This is a genomic window from Williamsia sp. SKLECPSW1 (assembly GCF_054332755.1).
The window spans coordinates 146,456-166,525 of the sequence record NZ_JBTGLI010000001.1 but is presented as its reverse complement, the minus strand read 5'-3'; the positions used below and the strand labels follow the sequence as shown (position 1 = coordinate 166,525).

Here is a 20,070-nt window from a genome sequence, read left to right as displayed (position 1 = left end):
CGACCAGGATGGCACATCGGCGTGCTCGGGCCGAGTCGTCAGAAGTCGAGATCCCGGACCAATCGGGCGGGCGCGACGAGTCGGAAAACGCCGAGATGGGCGGGCACGAAGAAGCGGGTGTGCTCGGCGAGCGCCTCGGCCTCGGCGGGGTCCGGCGTCACCAGCAGCGCGTGGTCACGTCGACCACCGCCGGCCGCAGACCATGATCGGGTGCGGCATCGAGGGTGATGGTGGGGCCGGAGATGTCGGATCGCGCGACTATCGTCGTGCAGGTGGAGGACGGTGATCTGCGCGCTCAGTGGACGGCTCTGGCCGAGGAGGTCCGGGAGCACCAGTTCCGGTATTACGTCAAGGATTCGCCGACGATCACCGACGGTGAGTTCGACGAGCTCCTGAAACGTCTGCAGCGGCTGGAGGACGAGCACCCCGAACTCGCCGTCGCCGACTCGCCGACCCGGCTGGTCGGCGGTGGTTTCGCCACCGAGTTCGCCGCGGTCGACCACCTCGAGCGGATGTTGTCCCTGGACAACGTGTTCGACGCCGACGAGATGCGTACGTGGGTCTCGCGCGTCGAGGCCGACGCCGGCGTCGGGTTGGACTATCTCTGCGAACTGAAGATCGACGGGGTGGCCCTCGCCCTCGTCTACGAGAACGGCACCCTGGTGCGCGGCACCACCCGCGGCGACGGCCGGACCGGGGAGGACGTCACCCTCAACGCCCGCACCATCGACGACATCCCGGCGAAGCTGACCCCCTCCGACGACCACCCGATCCCGTCGGTGCTGGAGGTCCGCGGGGAGGTGTTCTTCCGACTGGAGGACTTCGAGGCCCTCAACGCGTCGCTCGTCGCCGACGGCAAGGCGCCGTTCGCCAACCCGCGCAACTCGGCCGCCGGGTCGCTGCGGCAGAAGAACCCGCAGGTGACGGCACGTCGCACGTTGCACATGATCTGTCACGGGGTCGGCCGGCTCGAGGGGTGGTCACCGGAGTCACTGCACGACGTCTACCTGGCCCTGGCGGCGTGGGGACTGCCCGTCTCGACGCACACCACGAAGCTCTCGAGCACCGACGAGATCCTCGACAAGATCGCCTACTGGGGCGAACACCGTCACGACGTCGAGCACGAGATCGACGGCATCGTCGTCAAGGTCGACACCGTCTCGCTACAGCGTCGGCTCGGGTCGACCTCGCGCGCCCCACGCTGGGCGATCGCCTACAAGTACCCGCCCGAGGAGGCGACGACGAAACTCCTCGACGTGAAGGTCAACGTCGGCCGGACCGGTCGGGTGACGCCGTTCGCGTTCATGGAACCCGTGCTGGTCGCCGGGTCGACGGTGTCAAGGGCGACGCTGCACAACGCCTCGGAGGTGAAGCGCAAGGGCGTCCTCATCGGCGACACGGTCACGATCCGCAAGGCCGGCGACGTCATCCCGGAGGTGCTCGGCCCGATCGTCGACCTCCGTGACGGCAGCGAGACCGAGTTCGTCATGCCGACGCAGTGCCCGGAGTGCGGCACCGAACTGCGCCCGGAGAAGGAGGACGACGCCGACCTGCGCTGTCCGAACAGCCGGTCGTGTCCGGCGCAGTTGCGGGAACGCATCTTCCACATCGCCGGACGGGGATCGTTCGACATCGAGGCGCTCGGCTACGAGGGCGCGGTCGCGCTGCTCGAATCCGGGGTGCTGGAGAACGAGGCGGAGCTGTTCTCGCTCACCGCCGACGACCTGATCCGGGTCCCGCTGTTCACCACGAAGGCCGGGGCGCTCTCGGCGAACGGCAGGCGGCTGCTGGCCAACCTGGAGAACGCGAAGTCGGCGCCGTTGTGGCGTGTGCTCGTCGGGTTGTCGATCCGCCATGTCGGTCCGTCGGCGGCGCGGGCACTGGCCACCGAGTTCGGGTCGCTGGAGGCGATCGAGAACGCCGATGTCGAGACCCTCGCCCAGACCGACGGGATGGGGGCGACACTCGCCCAGAGCGTCGTCGACTGGTTCGCCGTGGACTGGCACCGCGAGATCGTCGACAAGTGGCGTGCGGCCGGGGTGAAGATGGTCGACGAGCGGGACGAGTCGGTGCCGCGCACGTTGACCGGTCTGACGATCGTGGTGACGGGGTCGTTGCAGGACTACAGCCGCGACGGCGCCAAGGAGGCGATCCTGGTCCGCGGCGGCAAGGCGTCGGGATCGGTGTCGAAGAAGACCGACTTCGTCGTCGTCGGCGATTCGCCGGGCACCAAGGCCGAGAAGGCCGAGCAACTCGGCGTCCCGATCCTCGACGAGGAGGGTTTCACCCGACTGCTCGCCGAGGGACCGCCTCCCGCACCGGAGCCCGACGACCCTGAACCCACCCCGACCTGACCGTCCGTTGGGCGCCCGGAACCGTCTGTTGGGCGCCCGGAACCGTCTGGTGGGCGGTCGGGCCCGCTGATCAGTGGGTGGCGAGGACCGTCGTCACGATGCGGGTGAGGTACCCCACGCGCGCGAGTTCCGACGGACGGAAGTCGGGCCCGCCGGACCGACCGAGCAGCAAGGCCTTCGAGGCGCCCCCGATCGGGGCGGCGGCCATCCGGGTGTCGATGTCGCGCCACGGTTGCGGGACCCAGGCGGCGTCGGGGTCGAGCTGGACCGGCTCGGTGACGGGCAGCCAGTCGACGTCGCCGAGAGGTGTCTCGGGCGCACTCGAACTCCCGAACAGCACGACCACCCCGCCGGCGCCGGGCCCGACGATCATCGCCCACGACACCCGCAGCACGCGCGGCGCGAGGTCGACCAACACCTGCATGCGCGCGGCACCGTTGGCGCGGGCGATCTCGTCGACGAGTTCGAGTTCCCGGTGGGTCTCGAGCACTCCGGTGTAGGGACGGATCGAGTCGACGCGGACGCCGTCGATGTTCTCGGCGGCGGTGATGAGCGTGTCGGGGAGTGACCCGCGCGGGACGTCGACGACGATGTCGTCGACCGCGTACCCCTCGCCGCGCTCGACGACGTCGAGTGAGAGGATGTCGGCCCCTACCGACCCCAGGGAGACCGCCAGCAGGCCGAGGCTGCCGGGTCGGTCCTGCAGGTAGACCCGCAACAGATACGACACGCCGGACAGTCTCCCATCCGGCGCAGGTGCCCGCCCGTCGCCCGCGACCCGCCTGCCGTCCGCCGACCGGCCATGCGACCCGGCCCACTAGGGTTGTCGGGTACTCCACGGACGTGAGAAGGGACCCTGTCGTGTCTGCGATATCCCGGGACGAGGTCGCCCACCTGGCGCGGTTGTCGCGGCTGGCGTTGAGCGATGACGAACTCGACCAGTTCGCCGGTCAGCTCGACTCGATCCTCACCCACGTCGCCCAGATCGCGGAGGTGGACGTCTCCGACACCGACGGCACCGCCCACCCGGCAGGCCTGGCGAACGTGCTGCGACCCGACGAGCCGGTGCCCGGCCTGACGCCGGAGCAGGCCCTGTCCGGCGCGCCCGCCGTCGAACAGGAGCGATTCGCCGTCCCGCAGATCCTGGGGGAGGAGCAGTGACCGCGATCCGACCGGCCGGTGAGATCACCGGCCTCGACGCGGCCACGCTGGCGCAGCGCATCCACGCGCGCGACCTGTCGTCGGTGGAGGTCACGCGCGCCCACCTCGATCAGATCGCCGAGATCGACGGCGACCTCGGCGCGTTCCTGCATGTCGGGGCGGACGCGGCTCTCGCAGCGGCCCAGGCCGTCGACGACGCGATCGCCGACGGGGCCGAGCCGGTCTCGCCGCTGGCCGGTGTGCCGATCGCGCTCAAGGATGTCTTCACCACCACCGACGCACCGACGACCTGCGGGTCGAAGATCCTCGAGGGCTGGGTGCCGCCCTACGACGCGACGGTGACCCGCCGGCTGCGCGAGGCGGGCATCCCCATCCTCGGCAAGACCAACATGGACGAGTTCGCCATGGGCAGCTCGACGGAGAACTCGGCCTACCAGCTGACCCGCAACCCCTGGGACACCGACCGGATCCCGGGCGGATCCGGCGGCGGCAGCGCCGCGGCGCTCGCGTCGTTCCAGGCTCCCCTGGCGATCGGCACCGACACGGGCGGGTCGGTGCGTCAGCCGGCCGCGGTGACGGCGACCGTGGGTGTGAAGCCCACCTACGGCACCGTGTCCCGGTACGGCCTCGTCGCCTGTGCGTCGTCGCTGGACCAGGGTGGTCCGTGCGCGCGCACCGTCCTGGACACCGCGATGCTGCACGCGGTGATCGCCGGACACGACCCGCGCGACTCCACCTCGATCGACGCGCCGGTCCCCGACGTCGTCGGGGCCGCTCGTGCGGGCGCCGAGGGTGACCTCTCCGGGGTCCGCGTCGGCATCGTGCGTGAGCTGTCGGGTGAGGGATACCAGCCGGGCGTGCTGGCGTCGTTCACCGCCGCGGTCGAGCAGCTCGCGGCCCGGGGAGCGGAGATCGTCGAGGTCTCCTGCCCGCACTTCACCTACGCCCTCGGCGCGTACTACCTGATCCTGCCGTCGGAGGTCAGTTCGAACCTCGCCCGCTTCGACGCGATGCGGTACGGCCTGCGCGTCGGCGACGACGGTTCGCATTCGGCCGAGGAGGTCATGGCATTGACCAGGGCGGCCGGTTTCGGCCCGGAGGTCAAGCGCCGCATCATGATCGGGACGTACGCGCTGTCGTCGGGCTACTACGACCAGTACTACGGACAGGCGCTGCGGGTGCGCACCCTGATCGCGCGCGACTTCGAGCAGGCGTTCTCCGACGTCGACGTGCTCGTGTCGCCGACCACGCCGACCACCGCGTTCCCGTTGGGGGAGAAGGTCGACGACCCACTCGCCATGTACCTGTTCGACCTGTGCACCCTGCCGGTGAACCTGGCCGGCAACTGTGCGATGAGTGTGCCGTCGGGACTGTCCGGCGACGACGGTCTCCCGGTGGGTCTGCAGATCATGGCGCCCGCGCAGGCCGACGACAGGCTGTACCGCGTCGGTGCCGCCTACGAGTCGGCGCGCGGGGCGATCTGACCACGACGGTCAGGCACACGGCGGCACACGGGTTCCCTGCTCGACGCCGTACTGGTGGCCGTGGCCGGCGGGGAACGACAGCGAGCCGATGAGGTCGATGCTCGTCTGCACGAAGCTCGCTACCGGGAACCACGGCGGTCGGGGGAGGTCGGCAGGCCCCTCCCATCGATGCGGCGGGAGGACCAGCTCCGCCGGTGACCACCGGGTGACCGGATCGCTGGCGTTGGCGACGACGACCCTCCGACCGGCGTGCGCGGCAACGGTTCCCGCCGGCGGACCGGCGAGCACCGTCGCGCAGACCGTCCGGTGGTGGGTCTGCGCCCATGACCGGGCGGCGTCGGCCCCGACCGCCCCGAGACTCTGCCCGTAGAGGATCACCTGGGGGCGACGGCCCTCGGGGAGCTGCGCCACGGCGGTGGTCACCGAGTCGACGAGCGCGATGGCGCTGCGCCGCGCGGGGCCGGTCCCGGCCACGAACGCCTCCCAGCTCGGGCTGTCGTCGAACTGCATGGACAGCACGGACACGTCACCGGCGAAACGATGTGCGAATCCCCGCACGGCGTCCGGGTCGACCCATCCCGACCCGGTCGGGACGGCGACGACCACCGCCGCGCGGGTGGCGCCTCCGGCGTCCAGCCAGCGTCGCACCAGGGTGTGCGCGCGGGCGGCGAAGTCGACGCCGGGTCGAGCGTCGGAGAGCGACGAACTCATCTGCATCACGGAGGACCCGACCGCCGGGTGGGCGAGGGCGGTCGGGACGCCTGCTGTCGGGGCGGCGGCGGTGGACGGCCCGGCACCGATGACCGCGACGGCGACGACCGCGGCCAGCGACATGGCCGTGACGATCCGGGGTCGTACCGACGACAGCGAGGCACCCAGGTAGACGACGACGGGCAGCAGCGACCACAGCGCCCATCCGGGGCCGAGGGGTGGTGCGCCGAGCAGGTGTGACCGCAACGACGACTGCCAGGCGGTGTTCGCTGCCACGAGTCCGCCGTAGGCCGTCGCGATCACCCCCACGAGGAGGTCGGTGCGCGGGGTCGCCGGCGGACGCGGCCCGACCGCGAGTCGACCCGCGCCGGTGCCCAGAGCCGCTCCCGACACGAGACAGACCACGAGGACGATCAGATGCACGGCCATCGTCCGCGGCAGCGATCCCGGCGCCAGTGCCACCGCTGCGCCCAGGAGCGCGCCGACGAGTCCGGACGGCCGCAGCGGGTGCCTCACCGGTCGACGTCCTGCACCACGCGCAGGACGACCGACGACGCGATGGTCCCGGCGTCCTCGGCGACGGGGACCCCGTCGTGCTGACGCCACGTGTTCACCGCGAGTCCGACGAAGGCCATGTCGGCGGCGGCGGTGCAGGCGGGGTCGTCGCAGCTGTGCCGCATGGCGGTCACGAGCGTCGCGTCGAGTCGGAGGCGCGCCCACGATCCGAGCGGATGTCCCGACCGGGCCGCCCACCGCAGGACGTCGTACCCGAGATCGTGGGCGGCACAGAACGGACGGAACCGGGCGGGCAGTGGGATGGGGGACGAGCAGTCACCGTGTGGGTTCGTGGGGCGTCCGTCGACGACGACGGGTGTGTAGCCGAGCTCGGTGGTCGCCGCACGCAGCAAGGGCACCGCATCGGTGGGATGCGGTCCGGTCAACGCGGCGATCGTCGCCCCTGCGGGCGTCCGCAGGTCCGCGGGGTCGGGAGCGTCCGAGGTCCGACGGAGATGGACGACGAGCAGCAACAGGAACGATGTGATGACGAGAAGCGTTGCGAGCAGCAGGGTTCGACGTTCGGTGAGCGGCATGGGTCGACGCTAGGAACGGGTGGAACCCGCACACATCACCGTGAGGTCGCGACGGCATCGCGACTTCGGTGGTGGATCCGTGTCGGCCACCGATACCTGCGGGGGAGGGCGGATGCGACCCAGGTGTGACGACACCGTCGGGCGCGGCGAACTACGGTCGAGCGGTGATCAGTCCGAGACGAGGTGCACGAGAGCTGTGGTCGTTCCTGTGCGACCTGCCGGTGGTCTCCGACCCTGCAGTGGCGGCGTTCCTCGGCCGCCGCATCAACATCCTGTTCACCCTCGCCGGCATCGTCCTCTTCTCGGTCGCGTGGCCGGTCCTGCCCCTCACGCACTCGGTGCTCGTCGTCCTGATGCCCCTCGTGGCCGGTCTCGCGTCGTTGCCGGTGGTGCTGGCATGGGCCAGACCGGCTCTCGGACTGACCGTCTCGCTCACCGCGGCCGTCGTCCTGGGAGTCGTCGTACCGCGTGTCGACGGGTGGGAGTGGCGCATCACGGTCGTCCACATCATCGCCCTGGTGATCCTCGCGGCGATGACGTTCCTGCGCGGCCCGCTCCGGCTGATGCCGCTCTACTGGGCGATGACCTGCGCCGTGTTCGCGGTGTCGGCCCCGTCCGGTGCCCGTGCGGGGTGGGTCGCGGGTGTCAGTGTCCTCGCCGTGGTGTGCGGCCTGGTGCGCGTCCTCGCCCGCTCACGCCGGGATCTCGCCCACGAGAGCGAGCTGAAGGAGGTGGCCGACGCCCGGACCGCGGTCCTGGCCGAACGGGCGCGCATCGCCCGCGACCTGCACGACGTCGTCGCGCACCGGATGTCGGTGGTGGTCGTCGCGGCTCAGACGGCGCGCTACCGCGTCGACGGGATCGGCCCCGAGGCCGACGCTGAGCTGCAGGCGATCGCCGCGATGGCCCGTCAGACCCTCGACGAGGTCCGCCAGATGCTCGGGGTCCTGCGGGTCGACGACTCCGTCCCGCAGGCCCCGACGCCGGGCCTCGCGGAGATCACGGACCTCGTCGAGGCCACCCGCAGTGCGGGCGTCGCGGTGACCGCGCGCCTCGACCCGCGCCCGGCCGAGTCCGTCGGTGAGGGCACGGCGCTCGCCGCCTACCGCATCGTGCAGGAGGCGCTGACCAACGCGGTCCGCCATGCGCCGGGTGCGCCGGTCGACGTCACCGTCGGGACCCACGGCGACAGCGTCCTCGTCACGGTGACCAATCCGATGACCGCCGCCCCGACGCCGTCGACGACGGGCCTCGGCGGCCACGGCGTGCCCGGGATGACCGAGCGTGCCCACGCCGTCGGTGGGTCGGTGCACGTCGGCCCCGACCCGACTCCGGACGACGGGCCACCGCTGTTCCGCGTCGCCGCGACGCTCCCGATCCGTGTGGGGCACCACATGGCCACGACGACCCCGGTCGTGGGGTGAGCCGATGGTGACGACCGTGTTCATCGCCGACGATCAGGCGATGGTGCGCCAGGGGTTCGGTGCGCTCCTGTCGGCGCAGGCCGACATATCGGTGGTCGGTGACGCCGCGGACGGCGTCGCGGCGGTCGCCGAGATCCGACGGTTGCAGCCCGATGTGGTGCTCATGGACGTGCGGATGCCGCGGATGGACGGCCTGAGCGCGGCCCGGTCCGTTCTCGGCGGATCGTCGGCCGACGGTCCGAAAGTGTTGATGCTCACCACCTTCGACATCGACGACTACGTCTACGAGGCGCTACGCATCGGCGCCTCCGGGTTCATGCTCAAGGACGCGCCCGCCGAGGAACTCGTCCGCGCGGTGCGCGTGGTCGCCGCGGGCGATGCCCTGCTCGCGCCGTCGGTGACGAGACGGCTGATCGCAGAGGTGACCGGACGGCGCCCCGCGACCCTCGCGGGGCGCTCGGTCCTGGAGACCCTCACCGGGCGCGAACGAGAGGTGTTGGAACACATCGCGGCCGGAGAGTCGAACGCCGAGATCGCGGCGGCGTTGTTCGTCGCCGAGCAGACCGTCAAGACGCACGTCGGGAAGGTGCTCGCGAAACTCGGTGTGCGGGACCGCGCGCAGGCGGTCGTCTTCGCCTACGAGAACGGGCTGCGCTGACGCGTGAGGTCCTCGGCGGCCCCGCTCAGGCGATCGTCCCCGCGGTGAGTCCGCCGTCCATCACGAACTCGGCGCCGGTGGAGTAACTCGACTCGTCGCTGATGAGGAAGACGATGAACGACGCGACCTCGGACGGATCGGCGGAGCGCTCCATCGGGATCTTCAGCATCCCGTCGGGGATTCCCTCGGTCATCGGGGTGCGGATGAGGCCGGGGTGGATGGAGTTGACGCGCACGTTCTGTGCCGCGAGTTCGAGGGCCGCGGACTTGGTGATGCCGCGCACGGCCCACTTCGACGCGACATAACCATGCGCCCACGGGCTTCCCTGGAGTCCCTCCACGGACGAGACGTTCACGATGGACCCGCCCCCGGCGGCGATCATCGCGTCGGCTGTGGCCTGCATGCCCAGGAACGTGCCCGTCAGGTTCACGTCGAGGATCTGGTGCCACTTCTCGAGGTTGAACTTCTGCAGGGTCGAACCGTTGACGATGCCGGCGTTGTTGACGAGTCCGGTGAGCGACCCGAACGCCTCGGTGGCCGTCGTCACCGCATCCGCCCACTGCTCAGGCTGTGTCACGTCGAGGTGCACATAGCGTGCGGCGTCACCGATCTCGGCGGCCAGTGCAGCGCCGTCGTCGTCGAGGATGTCCCCCAGGACGACTCGCGCACCCTCGGCGACCAGGGCGCGGCCGTGCGCCGCCCCCATGCCCCTCGCGCCGCCGCTGATGAGGACGACCTTGCCGTCGACGCGTCCCATGTGTGTGTCCCTTCTCGGTGATGTTTGGTGGGAAGTGCTGTCTCAGTGCGAGACCGGGGTCGGTGGACGGACCACGCCCCGGCTCATGACCAGCGGGAGGTCGAGTGTGGTCCGCAGTCCGGGCTCGGCCGCGACGACGGCGGGGATCGCGTTCACGATCCGTCCCGCGGCGGCGACGATCGCGGCGTGGTTGTGGTCGCCGTGGGCGCTGGTGGGGCAGATGTCGACGACGTAGGAGGGTTCACCGGTGATCTCCACCCGGTAGGACCCTCCCGGTTGTGCGGACTGAGCCCAGTCGGGACGCAGGTCGGGGCGCAACCGGGTGACGTGCTCGACGACGACGACGTCCTCGCCGCCCACCCGACCGCGGATCTCGAAGCGGATCGCGGCGGTGGTGCCCTTGCGGATGGTGCCCGCCGCGATGTCGAAGTCCTCCGGTGCCGGCTCGCGCTCGTTGTGGTCGACGATCTCGTCGACCGTCACCCCGAGGGCGTCGCCCAGCATCCGGATCGCCGAACCCCATGCGAGCGAGAGGATCCCGGGCTGGAGGAACAGCGGCGGCTCGTCGACGGGTGAGCCGAACCCCATGACGTCGAAGACGACCTCGGCCCCGTCGTAGGTGGCGTAGTCAGCGATCTCCATGCATCGGATGCGCTGGACGTCCTGGCAGGTGCTCGCGAGGGCGATCGGCAGCAGATCGGTGGCGAACCCCGGATCGACGCCGGTGATGTACATGCTGGCGTCGTTCTCGCGACCTGCTGTGTCGATCCGGTCGATGAGCGCGTCGGGCATGATCTGCCACGGGTACTGGAACGACACGGGCGCGGACCCGACGACGTCGATCCCGGCCTCGAGGAGCCGTTGGCAGTCCTTGGTCGCCTCGCCCATCCGTGTGTCGCCCATCGCGCAGTAGACGACGACGTCGGGTCGTGCGGCGATCACCGCGTCGAGTCCTTCTCCGGCGAGCACCTCGGTGGTGACGTCCACCCCGGCCAGCTCGCCGGCGTCGCGGCCCACCTTCTCGGGGGTGGAGACACCGACGGCGACGAGGTCGAAGCGCGGATCGGAGATCAGCTGCCGCAGGGTCAGGCGCCCGACGTTGCCCGTCCCGATCTGTCCGACGCGCACCGCCATGCCGACTCCCTCACACCCGGACCCCCGTGGTCACTTGATCAGACACTAGTCCAGACAGGTGATCGGTCAAGTGCCGTACGGGTCAGGTCTCGGTCGTGGGGGCCGTTCCGCGGGTCGGCGACACGCGTGGCATCGGCGGGAGAGGGGGGAGCGGGGGAACCGTCGGCATCGGCGGCACGACGAATCCGTGGCGCGAGTTGCGCCACACGGCGACCAGCGCCCACGCGAGCAGTGCAGCCGCGACGGCCCTGCCCGCAGGAGTGCCGAGTGCACCCGCAGCGCGGGCCACGGGGACCCATGCCAGGCGCACGATCGACGTCGCGATCTGCATGGGGGTCTCCACCCCGGGCACGCCCTCGGACTGCCGATGGGAGTTCGCGGAGACTCCCGCCCGGACCAACTCGGCCGCGGTGTGACACCCGCCGTCGCCGGGTTCGCAGGTCGCCTCGACGCGCCGGACCAGCTGGGCGTCGAGCGCCTCTCGCGCCCACGGGCCCTGCGTCGACCCGACCATGGCGCTGTAGCGCAGGAGGTCGTACCCGAGGTCGTGGGTCTTGCACGGAGCATCGAAGGCGGCCGGCAGGGCGATCGGTGACGAGCACCCGCCGTCGGGATTCGCCGGCACGCCGTCGTCCATGACGGGGAGATAGCCCATCGCCGCGGCGAAGCCGGGCGGCACCAGGGTCGACGCCGAGACGGGATCGGAGCCCACGAGGGCTGCGATCGCCCGTCCGGTCGGGGTGTCCCGTCCCGCGAAGCGCGTGACGGTCGGGGTCGAGGACACGGTGGCCCCGGATGCGTCCACCACCGACGAGTCTGTGGCGGGAACCGCGGTCTGCGCCGAGGACGTCGTCGCCACCGAGCCGACGACGAGGCCCGCCGCGACCACCAACACCGCGACGAGGACACGCCACACGCGCAGGCGCGCGCGCTGCATCTTCCCGTTCTGCACCTGTCGAGGTTACGCGTCCACTGGCCTCGATGGTCGCCGGAGCGAGCAGGCTCACCGCGGGTTACCTAGGTTTGTGGGGACCACAGCGGACGGCGAGAGGACGACGACGACGTGAGCAGGTTCGGCATCCTGACCTCCGGCGGTGACTGCCCCGGTCTGAACGCGGTCATCCGCGGCGCCGTCCTCAAAGGTGAGACCGTCTACGGCCAGCAGTTCTTCGGCTTCCGCGACGGGTGGCGGGGCCTGGTCGAGAACGACGTCATGCCCTTGGACCGCAGTTCCGTCCGCGGTCTGTCGCATGAGGGCGGGACCATCCTCGGCACCAGTCGCGTCGGCCCGTACTCGGAGACGCACGGAGGGATCGAGGCGGTCCGGGGCACGATCGCCGACCTCGGGCTCGACGGTGTGATCGCGATCGGCGGTGAGGGCACCGCCTCGGCGTCGAAGCGGTTGCACGCCGACGGGGTGAACATCGTCGGCGTGCCGAAGACGATCGACAACGACCTCGGTGCCACCGACTACACCTTCGGTTTCGACACCGCCGTCGAGATCGCGACCGAGGCCATCGACCGCCTCCGCACCACCGGCAACTCGCACAAGCGGTGCATGGTGCTCGAGGTGATGGGCCGTCACGCGGGGTGGATCGCGCTGTACTCGGGCATCGCCGGCGGTGCGCACGCGATCCTCATCCCCGAGCAGCCGGAGAGCCTCGACCAGATCTGTGCGTGGGTGACCAGCGTCAAGAACCGCGGTCGCTCACCGATGGTGGTCGTCGCCGAGGGCTTCCGTCTGCCCGACATGGACTCCGCCCACTCGACGAAGGGTCTCGACGGGTTCAACCGTCCGCGCCTGGGTGGCATCGCCGAGGTCCTCGCCCCGCTCATCGAGAGCCGCACCGGGATCGAGACCCGTGGGACGGTTCTGGGCCACATCCAGCGTGGCGGGTCCCCGACGGGTTTCGACCGCGTGCTCGCTACCCGTCTCGGCATGGCGGTCACCGACATGGTCGCGGAGCGCGACTGGGGGAAGATGGTCGCGCTGAGCGGGACCGACATCGTCCGTGTCGCGTTCGACGAGGCCCTCGCGAACCACAAGACCGTCCCGGCCGATCAGTACCAGGAGATCCGCGTCATCTTCGGATGAGGTGTGTGGTCAGCGCCGGGGGATGACGATCCAGAGCACGAGGTAGAGCAGCACCTGCGGGCCCGGGAGCACGACGGAGAGCACGAACAGCAGTCGGAGCAGGCCCGAACTGATCCCGAAGCGCTCGGCGAGACCGCCGCAGACGCCGCCGAACCACTTGTCGGTCGACGATCTGCGCAACGCGCGACTGGGTCCGGGTGTGGCGTGGGCAGGCTGGTTCATGGCGCTCCTGTGGTGTCCGCGGCCGCGTCTCGGCCGTCACCGCCGACGGTAGAGACGACCGCCGTCGCCGGCATCAGGGTTCACCCGGGGATCGGCCCGATCGCCGACGGACGAGGGCCCCGCCTGCCGCGGCGTCGACCGGCCGTCGATGACGTCGGTGGGGCGAACGGTCCGGGTCGGCGCCGCGCGACGGTCGGCCTAAACTGACGGGATGACCGCGCCGACCGCCGAACTGCTCGACTACGACGACGTCGTCGCCGAGTTCGACCCCGTGCTGGGCCTCGAGGTCCACGTCGAACTCGGTACCCGCACCAAGATGTTCTGCGGGTGCCGCACGGCCTTCGGGGCCGAGCCCAACACCCAGGTGTGTCCGGTGTGCATCGGGCTGCCCGGGTCGTTGCCCGTCGCGAACGTCGCCGCGATCGAGTCCGCCATCCGGATCGGGCTGGCGCTGAACTGCTCCATCCGGCCGTCGAGCCAGTTCGCCCGGAAGAACTACTTCTATCCCGATCAGCCGAAGAACTATCAGATCTCCCAGTACGACGAGCCCATCGCGTACGACGGCCATCTGGACGTCGTCCTCTCCGACGGGACCACGTGGCGGGTCGAGATCGAACGTGCCCACATGGAGGAGGACACCGGCAAGTCGCTGCACATCGGCGGCAGCGGACGCATCCACGGGGCCAGTCACTCGCTGCTGGACTACAACCGCGCCGGCGTACCCCTGGTCGAGATCGTGACCCGGCCGATCACCGGTACCGGCGCGCGGGCCCCGGAGATCGCGCGTGCGTACGTGACCGCCCTGCGGGATCTGTTGCGTGCCACGGGTGTCTCCGATGTCCGCATGGATCAGGGATCGCTGCGCTGCGACGCGAACGTGTCCCTGATGCGCAAGGACGCCACCGAGTTCGGGACCCGCACCGAGACGAAGAACGTCAACTCCTTGAAGAGCGTCGAGGTGGCGGTCCGGTTCGAGATGCGCCGTCAGGCCGCGATCCTGTCCGCCGGGGGTGAGATCGTCCAGGAGACACGGCATTTCCACGAGTCCGACGGCACGACGTCTGCCGGACGTCGCAAGGAGACGGCCGAGGACTATCGCTACTTCCCGGAGCCCGATCTCGCCCCGGTCCGTCCCGACGCCGAGTGGGTGGAGAGCCTGCGGGCGACGCTTCCCGAGCTGCCCTGGGTCCGTCGCGCGCGGATCCAGTCCGAGTGGGGTGTCTCCGACGAGGTGATGCGCGACCTGGTCAACGTCGGCGCCATCGATCTCGTCATCGCGACGGTGGATGCGGGCGCGAGCCCGGAGGCGGCCCGCGGGTGGTGGGTCAGCTTCCTCGCGCAACAGGCCAACGCCCGTGACGTCGAACTCGACGGCCTCGCCATCACACCCGCGCAGGTCGCCGAGATCGTCGCGATGGTCGACGAGGGGAAGCTCACCACGAAGCTCGCGCAGCAGGTCGCCGTGGCCGTGCTCGACGGCGAGGGGGAGCCCGCCCAGGTCGTCGCCGACCGTGGACTCGAGGTCGTCCGCGACGACTCCGCGCTGCAGCAGGCCGTCGACGAGGCGCTCGCCGCCAACCCCGACATCGCGGAGAAGATCCGCGGCGGCAAGGTGGCCGCGGCAGGCAAGATCGTCGGTGACGTCATGAAAGCGACACGCGGACAGGCTGATCCGGCCCGCGTGAAGGAACTGGTCATCGCAGCCTGCAGCTGAGGCTCTGCCTCCCGGCACGACACGGGCGAGACACGGATTGTCGCTTTCGTCCCCTTTGTGTGCTTCGTCACGCTAGCGTCCGACTCGACCCACACGGTCGAATCGGAGGAGAACGATGACCAGCGAGACGGAGTCCGCGCGCCCGACCGGCGCCCACGAGCCCCGCGTACCCACCGCCGACGATTTCGTCGCCGTCCAGTCCAGCCCCGAGTTCACGGAGCTCAGACATCGACTGCGGCGCTTCGTCTTCCCGATGGCGGTGGCCTTCCTGACCTGGTACCTCGCGTATGTGCTCCTGGGCGCGTATGCCCACGACGTCATGGCGACGCGGGTGACCGGCACCATCACCGTCGGCCTGCTGCTGGGACTCGCGCAGTTCGTGACGACCTTCCTCATCACCGGTCTCTACGTGCGCTACGCCAACCGTGAGATCGATCCGCGGGCGACGGCGATCCGCGAGCAGATGGAGGGCACCCGATGAACGACACCCTGATCTCCGCAGCCGACGAGACCGTCGGCAACCCGGCGGCGAACATCACGATCTTCGGATTGTTCGTCGTCGTGACCCTCGTCGTCGTCGTGCGCGCGAGCCGAAACAACGCCACCGCGGCGGACTTCTTCACCGGCGGCCGTGCCTTCTCCGGGCCGCAGAACGGTGTCGCCATCGCCGGCGACTATCTGTCGGCGGCGAGCTTCCTCGGCATCGCGGGCGCGATCGCCGTCTACGGCTACGACGGCTTCCTGTACTCGATCGGATTCCTCGTCGCCTGGCTGGTCGCACTCCTGCTCGTGGCCGAGATGCTGCGCAACACAGGCAAGTTCACGATGGCCGACGTCCTCAGCTTCCGGCTGCGGGAACGCCCGGTGCGGACCGCCGCGGCAGTCACGACGCTGGCGGTGTCGCTGTTCTACCTGCTCGCGCAGATGGCCGGGGCCGGTGGCCTCGTCGCTCTGCTGCTCGACATCTCCGACCGCGCCGGGCAGTCGATCGTCATCGCGGTCGTCGGCGTCCTCATGATCGTCTACGTCCTCGTCGGCGGGATGAAGGGCACCACGTGGGTCCAGATCATCAAGGCGGCGCTGCTGATCGCCGGTGCGGCCTTGATGACCGTGATGGTGCTGGTGAAGTTCGGTTTCGACTTCTCGGGGATGCTCGGCGAGGCGCAGGCGATGGTCTCCGGCTCGGCGTCGGAGACGGTGGCCGCTCGTGACGTCCTGGCCCCGGGCGCACAGTACGGCGGATCGTGGCAGAGCCAGCTGAACTTCGTCTCACTCGGCCTCGCGCTGGTCCTGGGCACCGCCGGTCTGCCACACGTGCTGATGCGGTTCTACACCGTGCCGACCGCCCGCGACGCCCGGCGCAGCGTCGTGTGGGCGATCGCGCTGATCGGCGCGTTCTACCTGTTCACCCTGGTGCTCGGGTACGGAGCCGCGGCGATCGTCGGGCCGGACCGCATCCTGGCCGCAGCCGGTGGTCAGAACGCGGCCGCGCCGCTGCTGGCCTTCGAACTCGGCGGCGTGATCCTGCTGGGGATCATCTCCGCGGTGGCCTTCGCGACGATCCTCGCCGTCGTCGCCGGACTCACGATCACCGCCTCGGCGTCGTTCGCCCACGACATCTACGCGTCGGTGATCAAGAAGGGCGACGTGGACGAGAAGGAACAGGTCCGCGTGTCCCGGGTGGCCGCGGTCGTCATCGGTCTCATCGCCATCGGGCTCGGGATCCTCGCCAACGGACAGAACATCGCGTTCCTCGTCGCCCTGGCGTTCGCGGTCGCCGCGGCGGCCAACCTGCCGACGATTCTCTACTCGCTGTTCTGGCGTCGCTTCACCACCCGCGGTGCCCTGTGGAGCATGTACGGCGGCCTCATCTCGACGGTCGTGCTCATCGTGTTCTCGCCGGCGGTGACGGGGTCGTCGACGGCCATGATCACCAGCATCGACATCGCCTGGTTCCCGCTGTCCAACCCGGGCATCGTGTCGATCCCGCTCGCGTTCCTGCTCGGGGCGATCGGGACCTGGACCTCACCGGACACCGAGGACAGTGCCCGCCAGGCCGAGATGGAGGTGCGGTCGCTCACCGGCGTCGGCGCGGAGAAGGCGATCAGTCACTGAACCCTGGGCGAGAGGGCGTTGCCGTCAGACGCGGCTCTGCGATCCGTTCGGGGGCAGGAAGCGCACCACGCGGTCGTCGGTGGCGACCGGTCGACCCGACTGCTTGTTCAGGGTGCCGACCTGGAACAGGCCCGACGGTGTCGCCGACATCCGGCCGAGCACGCCGTAGCGGCGTTCGAGCACCGTCACCGGTGGGGTGACCGTGGGGTTCTCGCGGGTCGGTTCACCGAGCAGTTCGACGCGCTGTCGTCCCGCCTCCGACACCAGGACACTCCCGCCCGCGGCGGCGCACCCGGAGATGCCCGGTCGATCAGGCCACGTCCACAGCGGACGCAACCCGCCCGACGGGTCGATGATCTGCAGGCGATCGGCCGTGGGCGCCCGATCGGTGAGGTAGAGACGGCCGCTGGTGGCATTCGCGCAGATGGTGGCGTTCTCGCCGAGTCCGGACGCGAGGATCCGGGGGCGCGCGTTCGCGCCGGACTCCAGATCCGTCACCGACAGTAGCTTCCCGGCCAGCGACGCCGGATCCGCGGCGGCCTGCGGGTCGCCCGCGTCGCCGGTCGCGACGAGGAGTTCACCCGGGGAGCGGAACAGCAGCGACCCGACGTTGCCGGTCGTGCCGCGCGGGATACCGGTGAGGATCGGCTTGGCCACGTCGCCCGGTGCGATCCGGACGACACGGTTGTCGACGGGAGTCGACACCAACGCGTAGACGAGGCGGTCCTGCTCGTAGGTGGGGGACATCGCGAAGTCCAGCAGACCACCGTCGCCGGAGGGGTCCACGTCGAACGACGCGACGACCTTCTTCGGAGCGTTGCGCGCGGTCAGGATGATCTTGCCGGTGGTGCGCTCGGCGACGATGGTCGACTCACCCTTGGGGTCACCGACCATGACCGCGCTCGTGGCAGCCAGACAGGTGGCGATGACCGCGGGGTCCGGGTCGACGCAGGGCCCGGACGGCGGTGGGCCGTCGTCGGTCGGCGGTTCCGACGGCGGCGTCTGAGTCGGTGCGACGGGTGTCAGGTTCTCGGAACTGAACGGTCCCGCCGACCGCTGTTCGTCCTGCGCCCCGAAGTCGGCGCATCCCGCGAGGCCCACTGCCAGCACGCACACCAGCGCGGCGAGGGTGACGCGTGTGCGTCGAGGGCCGGCCGACATGCGCCCCAGGGTAGGTGATCGTCGGACACTCCCTCCGCGTCCGCGTCCGGGCGCCCGTCCGCGCCTAGGGTGAGGCCGTGAGCGAACGAGATCCGGAGCCCCGCGCCCAGGGGGCCAGCCCGTACGACGAGCCGACCGAGACCTTCCGCATGCCCCGTGATCTCGGCGACGGTGACAGCGGTCGGGCCGACAGCGGGCAGGCGGACGCCGACGCGGGCGAGGCCGGGTCCGACGAGACCGGTGTCGTCGGCTACCAGCCGTACCGACGGGACTCGGCCGATTCGGCGTCGACCGTCGCGACTCCTGCCGCGAGCGGTTCGGGATCGACCGGTTCGGGCGAGACCGGCGAGAACCGCGAGGCCCGCGACACCGCGCCGCCCACGACGGCCATCGATCGCGACGCGTTCCACCGCGAACACAACCGTCGGGCCGCGTTCGACGCGGAGGACCGGCGCACCCGCGCCTACTCCGAACGGGATCTGGGCGACGACGAGCTGACCCAGGACGATCTCGCCCGGGACGAGCTGACCCACGACGACCCGGATCCGCGCGACGACGACCGATGGGCCGACGACCGGACGGAGCGACTCGATCCCGCGGGCAGCCGTCGTGGCCTACGCCGCGGTTCCCGGCGGGACCGCACCCGCGACGACGAGGACGACGAGCTGGCCGCAGCACAGGCCGCGGCGCGGCGTGGCACCACCGACCTCGGTCTGCTGGCGCTGCGGGTGGCGGTCGGACTCATCGCCATGGCGCACGGCGCGCAGAAGTTGTTCGGCTGGTGGAACGGGCCCCGGCTGAGCGGGTTCGAGGCGTTTTTGGCCAACAACCCCAACCCGGACATCGGATTCCGGGGGGACGCGACCAAGCCCCTCGCGATCATCGGTGCCCTGTCGGAGTCGCTCGGCGGGTTGATGCTGGTACTCGGGTTGCTCACCCCGATCGCCGGCGCCGCGGTGCTCGGCGTGATGATCCTCGCCGCGACCTACAAGGCGACCCTGGCGGGCGGTGTGTGGTTCTTCGCCACCGGACAGGCCGGTCCCGGTATCGAGTACGAGGTGTTCCTCGGCATCGCCGCGGCCGTCATCATCCTCACCGGGCCGGGGCGGATCTCGCTGGACTTCGGCCGTGGATGGGCGACGAGACCGTTCGTCGGGTCGGTCGCCTGGCTGGTGATCGGCATCGCGGTCCCGGTCGCGATCTGGATCCTGCTCAACGGCACCAACCCGTTCCACTCGCCGGGCAACCCGACGTCGAACTAGCCTGGTGATCGTGCGAGGCCGGGCGAACAGCGTGTGAACGAGGTACTCCACGTCCTCGGGAACTACTGGTGGCTGGTCTTCCCGTTCAGCGGCACCATCTTCGGCGGCTTCCGGGCCGTCGCGGCCGCCAACCAGCGTCGTGCCGACCGGCGCATGGAACGGTTCCGTCTGAAACAGCAGGCGAAGATCGCCGCGGCGGAGGCCGCGGGCAAGCGACGCGTCGACGCCGAGGCGGAGACCCGGGCGACGACACGCCTCATGGCCGAACACGACACCGTCGACGGACGGTGGTTCACCTACGAGACAGATGTCATCGCGCTGCTCGAGTTCCCGATGATGACGAACATGCGCGAGCCGTTGACCGTCGCGTTCCATCGGGCGCGGCGTGAGGCGGACTCCCTCCGACCGTCGGAGCCCGCGGAGACCGTCGGCGATCATGCCGCCCAGGCCGCCTACCGCACCGCCGTCCACGACTACGCCGTGGCGTTCGACGCGGCGGAGTCGGAGGCGAGACGCCGACGTCGCGGCGACTTCAGCGGCGAGGAGCAGTCCCGGCTGGTGCGGGCACAGAGTCTGCTGCGGCTGGCGATGGACACGGGGGCCACACCGCAGGAACGGCAGTCGGCCTACCGGCGCGCTCTCGACGAACTCGAAGGACTGGTCACCCTGCCGGCGGTCACCTACGCCCAGCTCGAGCGGCGGGTCGCCGGTGAACTGGAACGCTGAC

General features: G+C 70.5%; 20 protein-coding genes. 11 read left to right on the top strand and 9 right to left on the bottom strand.

Going from position 1 to position 20,070, the window contains the following annotated elements:
• Positions 1-38: 38 nt before the first annotated feature.
• Positions 39-161, bottom strand: coding sequence for a hypothetical protein (locus tag ACXVUM_RS00800; RefSeq protein ID WP_458519988.1), 123 nt, complete (start codon positions 159-161; stop codon positions 39-41).
• Between the two features lie 81 nt (positions 162-242).
• Here ACXVUM_RS00800 and ligA point away from each other — a divergent pair, with 81 nt between their 5' ends.
• Positions 243-2,354: an NAD-dependent DNA ligase LigA gene (gene ligA / locus ACXVUM_RS00795; protein ID WP_458519987.1), complete on the top strand. Its 2,112-nt coding sequence runs from the start codon at positions 243-245 to the stop codon at positions 2,352-2,354.
• 70 nt (positions 2,355-2,424) lie between these two features.
• Here the strand turns inward: ligA and ACXVUM_RS00790 are convergent, their stop codons facing one another.
• Positions 2,425-3,093 (bottom strand): amino acid-binding protein, encoded by a 669-nt coding sequence (locus tag ACXVUM_RS00790; protein ID WP_458522745.1) that lies wholly within the window; start codon positions 3,091-3,093, stop codon positions 2,425-2,427.
• Positions 3,094-3,215: 122 nt separating this feature from the next.
• Here ACXVUM_RS00790 and gatC point away from each other — a divergent pair, with 122 nt between their 5' ends.
• Both gatC and gatA read left to right on the top strand, forming a co-directional pair.
• Complete coding sequence (gene gatC, locus ACXVUM_RS00785; protein ID WP_458519986.1) at positions 3,216-3,515, top strand: Asp-tRNA(Asn)/Glu-tRNA(Gln) amidotransferase subunit GatC; 300 nt, start codon at positions 3,216-3,218, stop codon at positions 3,513-3,515.
• Positions 3,512-4,999, top strand: a complete 1,488-nt coding sequence (gatA, locus tag ACXVUM_RS00780) for an Asp-tRNA(Asn)/Glu-tRNA(Gln) amidotransferase subunit GatA (RefSeq protein WP_458519985.1) — start codon at positions 3,512-3,514, stop codon at positions 4,997-4,999. The genes gatC and gatA overlap by 4 nt, the downstream gene beginning before the upstream one ends.
• A 9-nt stretch (positions 5,000-5,008) precedes the next feature.
• Here gatA and ACXVUM_RS00775 read toward each other — a convergent pair whose 3' ends face one another.
• Both ACXVUM_RS00775 and ACXVUM_RS00770 read right to left on the bottom strand, forming a co-directional pair.
• A complete protein-coding gene (locus tag ACXVUM_RS00775) occupies positions 5,009-6,226 on the bottom strand; it encodes an alpha/beta-hydrolase family protein (protein WP_458519984.1) in 1,218 nt (405 codons plus the stop codon).
• On the bottom strand, positions 6,223-6,801 hold the full coding sequence (locus ACXVUM_RS00770; protein WP_458519983.1) for a hypothetical protein: 579 nt from the start codon (positions 6,799-6,801) through the stop codon (positions 6,223-6,225). The genes ACXVUM_RS00775 and ACXVUM_RS00770 overlap by 4 nt, the downstream gene beginning before the upstream one ends.
• A gap of 164 nt (positions 6,802-6,965) precedes the next feature.
• Between ACXVUM_RS00770 and ACXVUM_RS00765 the strand changes: the two genes are divergently transcribed.
• Together ACXVUM_RS00765 and ACXVUM_RS00760 are read left to right on the top strand one after the other, a co-directional pair.
• Positions 6,966-8,225 (top strand): sensor histidine kinase, encoded by a 1,260-nt coding sequence (locus tag ACXVUM_RS00765; RefSeq protein ID WP_458519982.1) that lies wholly within the window; start codon positions 6,966-6,968, stop codon positions 8,223-8,225.
• Positions 8,226-8,229: 4 nt separating this feature from the next.
• Entirely contained in the window at positions 8,230-8,883 is a 654-nt protein-coding gene (locus ACXVUM_RS00760) for a response regulator (protein WP_458519981.1), read from the top strand.
• Positions 8,884-8,908: 25 nt separating this feature from the next.
• Here ACXVUM_RS00760 and ACXVUM_RS00755 read toward each other — a convergent pair whose 3' ends face one another.
• The 3 genes from ACXVUM_RS00755 to ACXVUM_RS00745 all read right to left on the bottom strand — a co-directional run bounded on the left by ACXVUM_RS00755 (position 8,909) and on the right by ACXVUM_RS00745 (position 11,726).
• Positions 8,909-9,640 carry an SDR family oxidoreductase gene (locus ACXVUM_RS00755; protein ID WP_458519980.1) on the bottom strand — a complete coding sequence of 244 codons (732 nt, stop codon included), beginning with the start codon at positions 9,638-9,640 and terminating at the stop codon, positions 8,909-8,911.
• Positions 9,641-9,682: 42 nt separating this feature from the next.
• The gene (locus ACXVUM_RS00750) at positions 9,683-10,774 is read right to left on the bottom strand and encodes an NAD(P)H-dependent amine dehydrogenase family protein (protein WP_458519979.1); all 1,092 of its coding nucleotides are present in this window, start codon (positions 10,772-10,774) and stop codon (positions 9,683-9,685) included.
• Positions 10,775-10,856: 82 nt separating this feature from the next.
• Positions 10,857-11,726: a hypothetical protein gene (locus tag ACXVUM_RS00745; protein WP_458519978.1), complete on the bottom strand. Its 870-nt coding sequence runs from the start codon at positions 11,724-11,726 to the stop codon at positions 10,857-10,859.
• A 111-nt stretch (positions 11,727-11,837) separates the two neighbouring features.
• Between ACXVUM_RS00745 and ACXVUM_RS00740 the strand changes: the two genes are divergently transcribed.
• Entirely contained in the window at positions 11,838-12,869 is a 1,032-nt protein-coding gene (locus ACXVUM_RS00740) for a 6-phosphofructokinase (protein ID WP_458519977.1), read from the top strand.
• 9 nt (positions 12,870-12,878) lie between these two features.
• Here the strand turns inward: ACXVUM_RS00740 and ACXVUM_RS00735 are convergent, their stop codons facing one another.
• The gene (locus ACXVUM_RS00735) at positions 12,879-13,091 is read right to left on the bottom strand and encodes a PspC domain-containing protein (RefSeq protein ID WP_458519976.1); all 213 of its coding nucleotides are present in this window, start codon (positions 13,089-13,091) and stop codon (positions 12,879-12,881) included.
• A gap of 211 nt (positions 13,092-13,302) precedes the next feature.
• Between ACXVUM_RS00735 and gatB the strand changes: the two genes are divergently transcribed.
• The 3 genes from gatB to ACXVUM_RS00720 all read left to right on the top strand — a co-directional run bounded on the left by gatB (position 13,303) and on the right by ACXVUM_RS00720 (position 16,920).
• Complete coding sequence (gatB, locus tag ACXVUM_RS00730) at positions 13,303-14,805, top strand: Asp-tRNA(Asn)/Glu-tRNA(Gln) amidotransferase subunit GatB (RefSeq protein WP_458519975.1); 1,503 nt, start codon at positions 13,303-13,305, stop codon at positions 14,803-14,805.
• Positions 14,806-14,920: 115 nt separating this feature from the next.
• Positions 14,921-15,286: a DUF485 domain-containing protein gene (locus ACXVUM_RS00725; RefSeq protein ID WP_458519974.1), complete on the top strand. Its 366-nt coding sequence runs from the start codon at positions 14,921-14,923 to the stop codon at positions 15,284-15,286.
• Positions 15,283-16,920: a solute symporter family protein gene (locus ACXVUM_RS00720; protein ID WP_458519973.1), complete on the top strand. Its 1,638-nt coding sequence runs from the start codon at positions 15,283-15,285 to the stop codon at positions 16,918-16,920. Before ACXVUM_RS00725 ends, ACXVUM_RS00720 begins: the two co-directional genes overlap by 4 nt.
• Positions 16,921-16,944: 24 nt before the next feature.
• Here ACXVUM_RS00720 and ACXVUM_RS00715 read toward each other — a convergent pair whose 3' ends face one another.
• Positions 16,945-18,081, bottom strand: a complete 1,137-nt coding sequence (locus ACXVUM_RS00715) for a PQQ-dependent sugar dehydrogenase (RefSeq protein ID WP_458519972.1) — start codon at positions 18,079-18,081, stop codon at positions 16,945-16,947.
• Positions 18,082-18,158: 77 nt separating this feature from the next.
• Here ACXVUM_RS00715 and ACXVUM_RS00710 point away from each other — a divergent pair, with 77 nt between their 5' ends.
• Positions 18,159-19,343: a DoxX family protein gene (locus ACXVUM_RS00710; protein WP_458519971.1), complete on the top strand. Its 1,185-nt coding sequence runs from the start codon at positions 18,159-18,161 to the stop codon at positions 19,341-19,343.
• Positions 19,344-19,376: 33 nt separating this feature from the next.
• Positions 19,377-20,069: a hypothetical protein gene (locus ACXVUM_RS00705; RefSeq protein WP_458519970.1), complete on the top strand. Its 693-nt coding sequence runs from the start codon at positions 19,377-19,379 to the stop codon at positions 20,067-20,069.
• Position 20,070 lies beyond the last annotated feature (1 nt).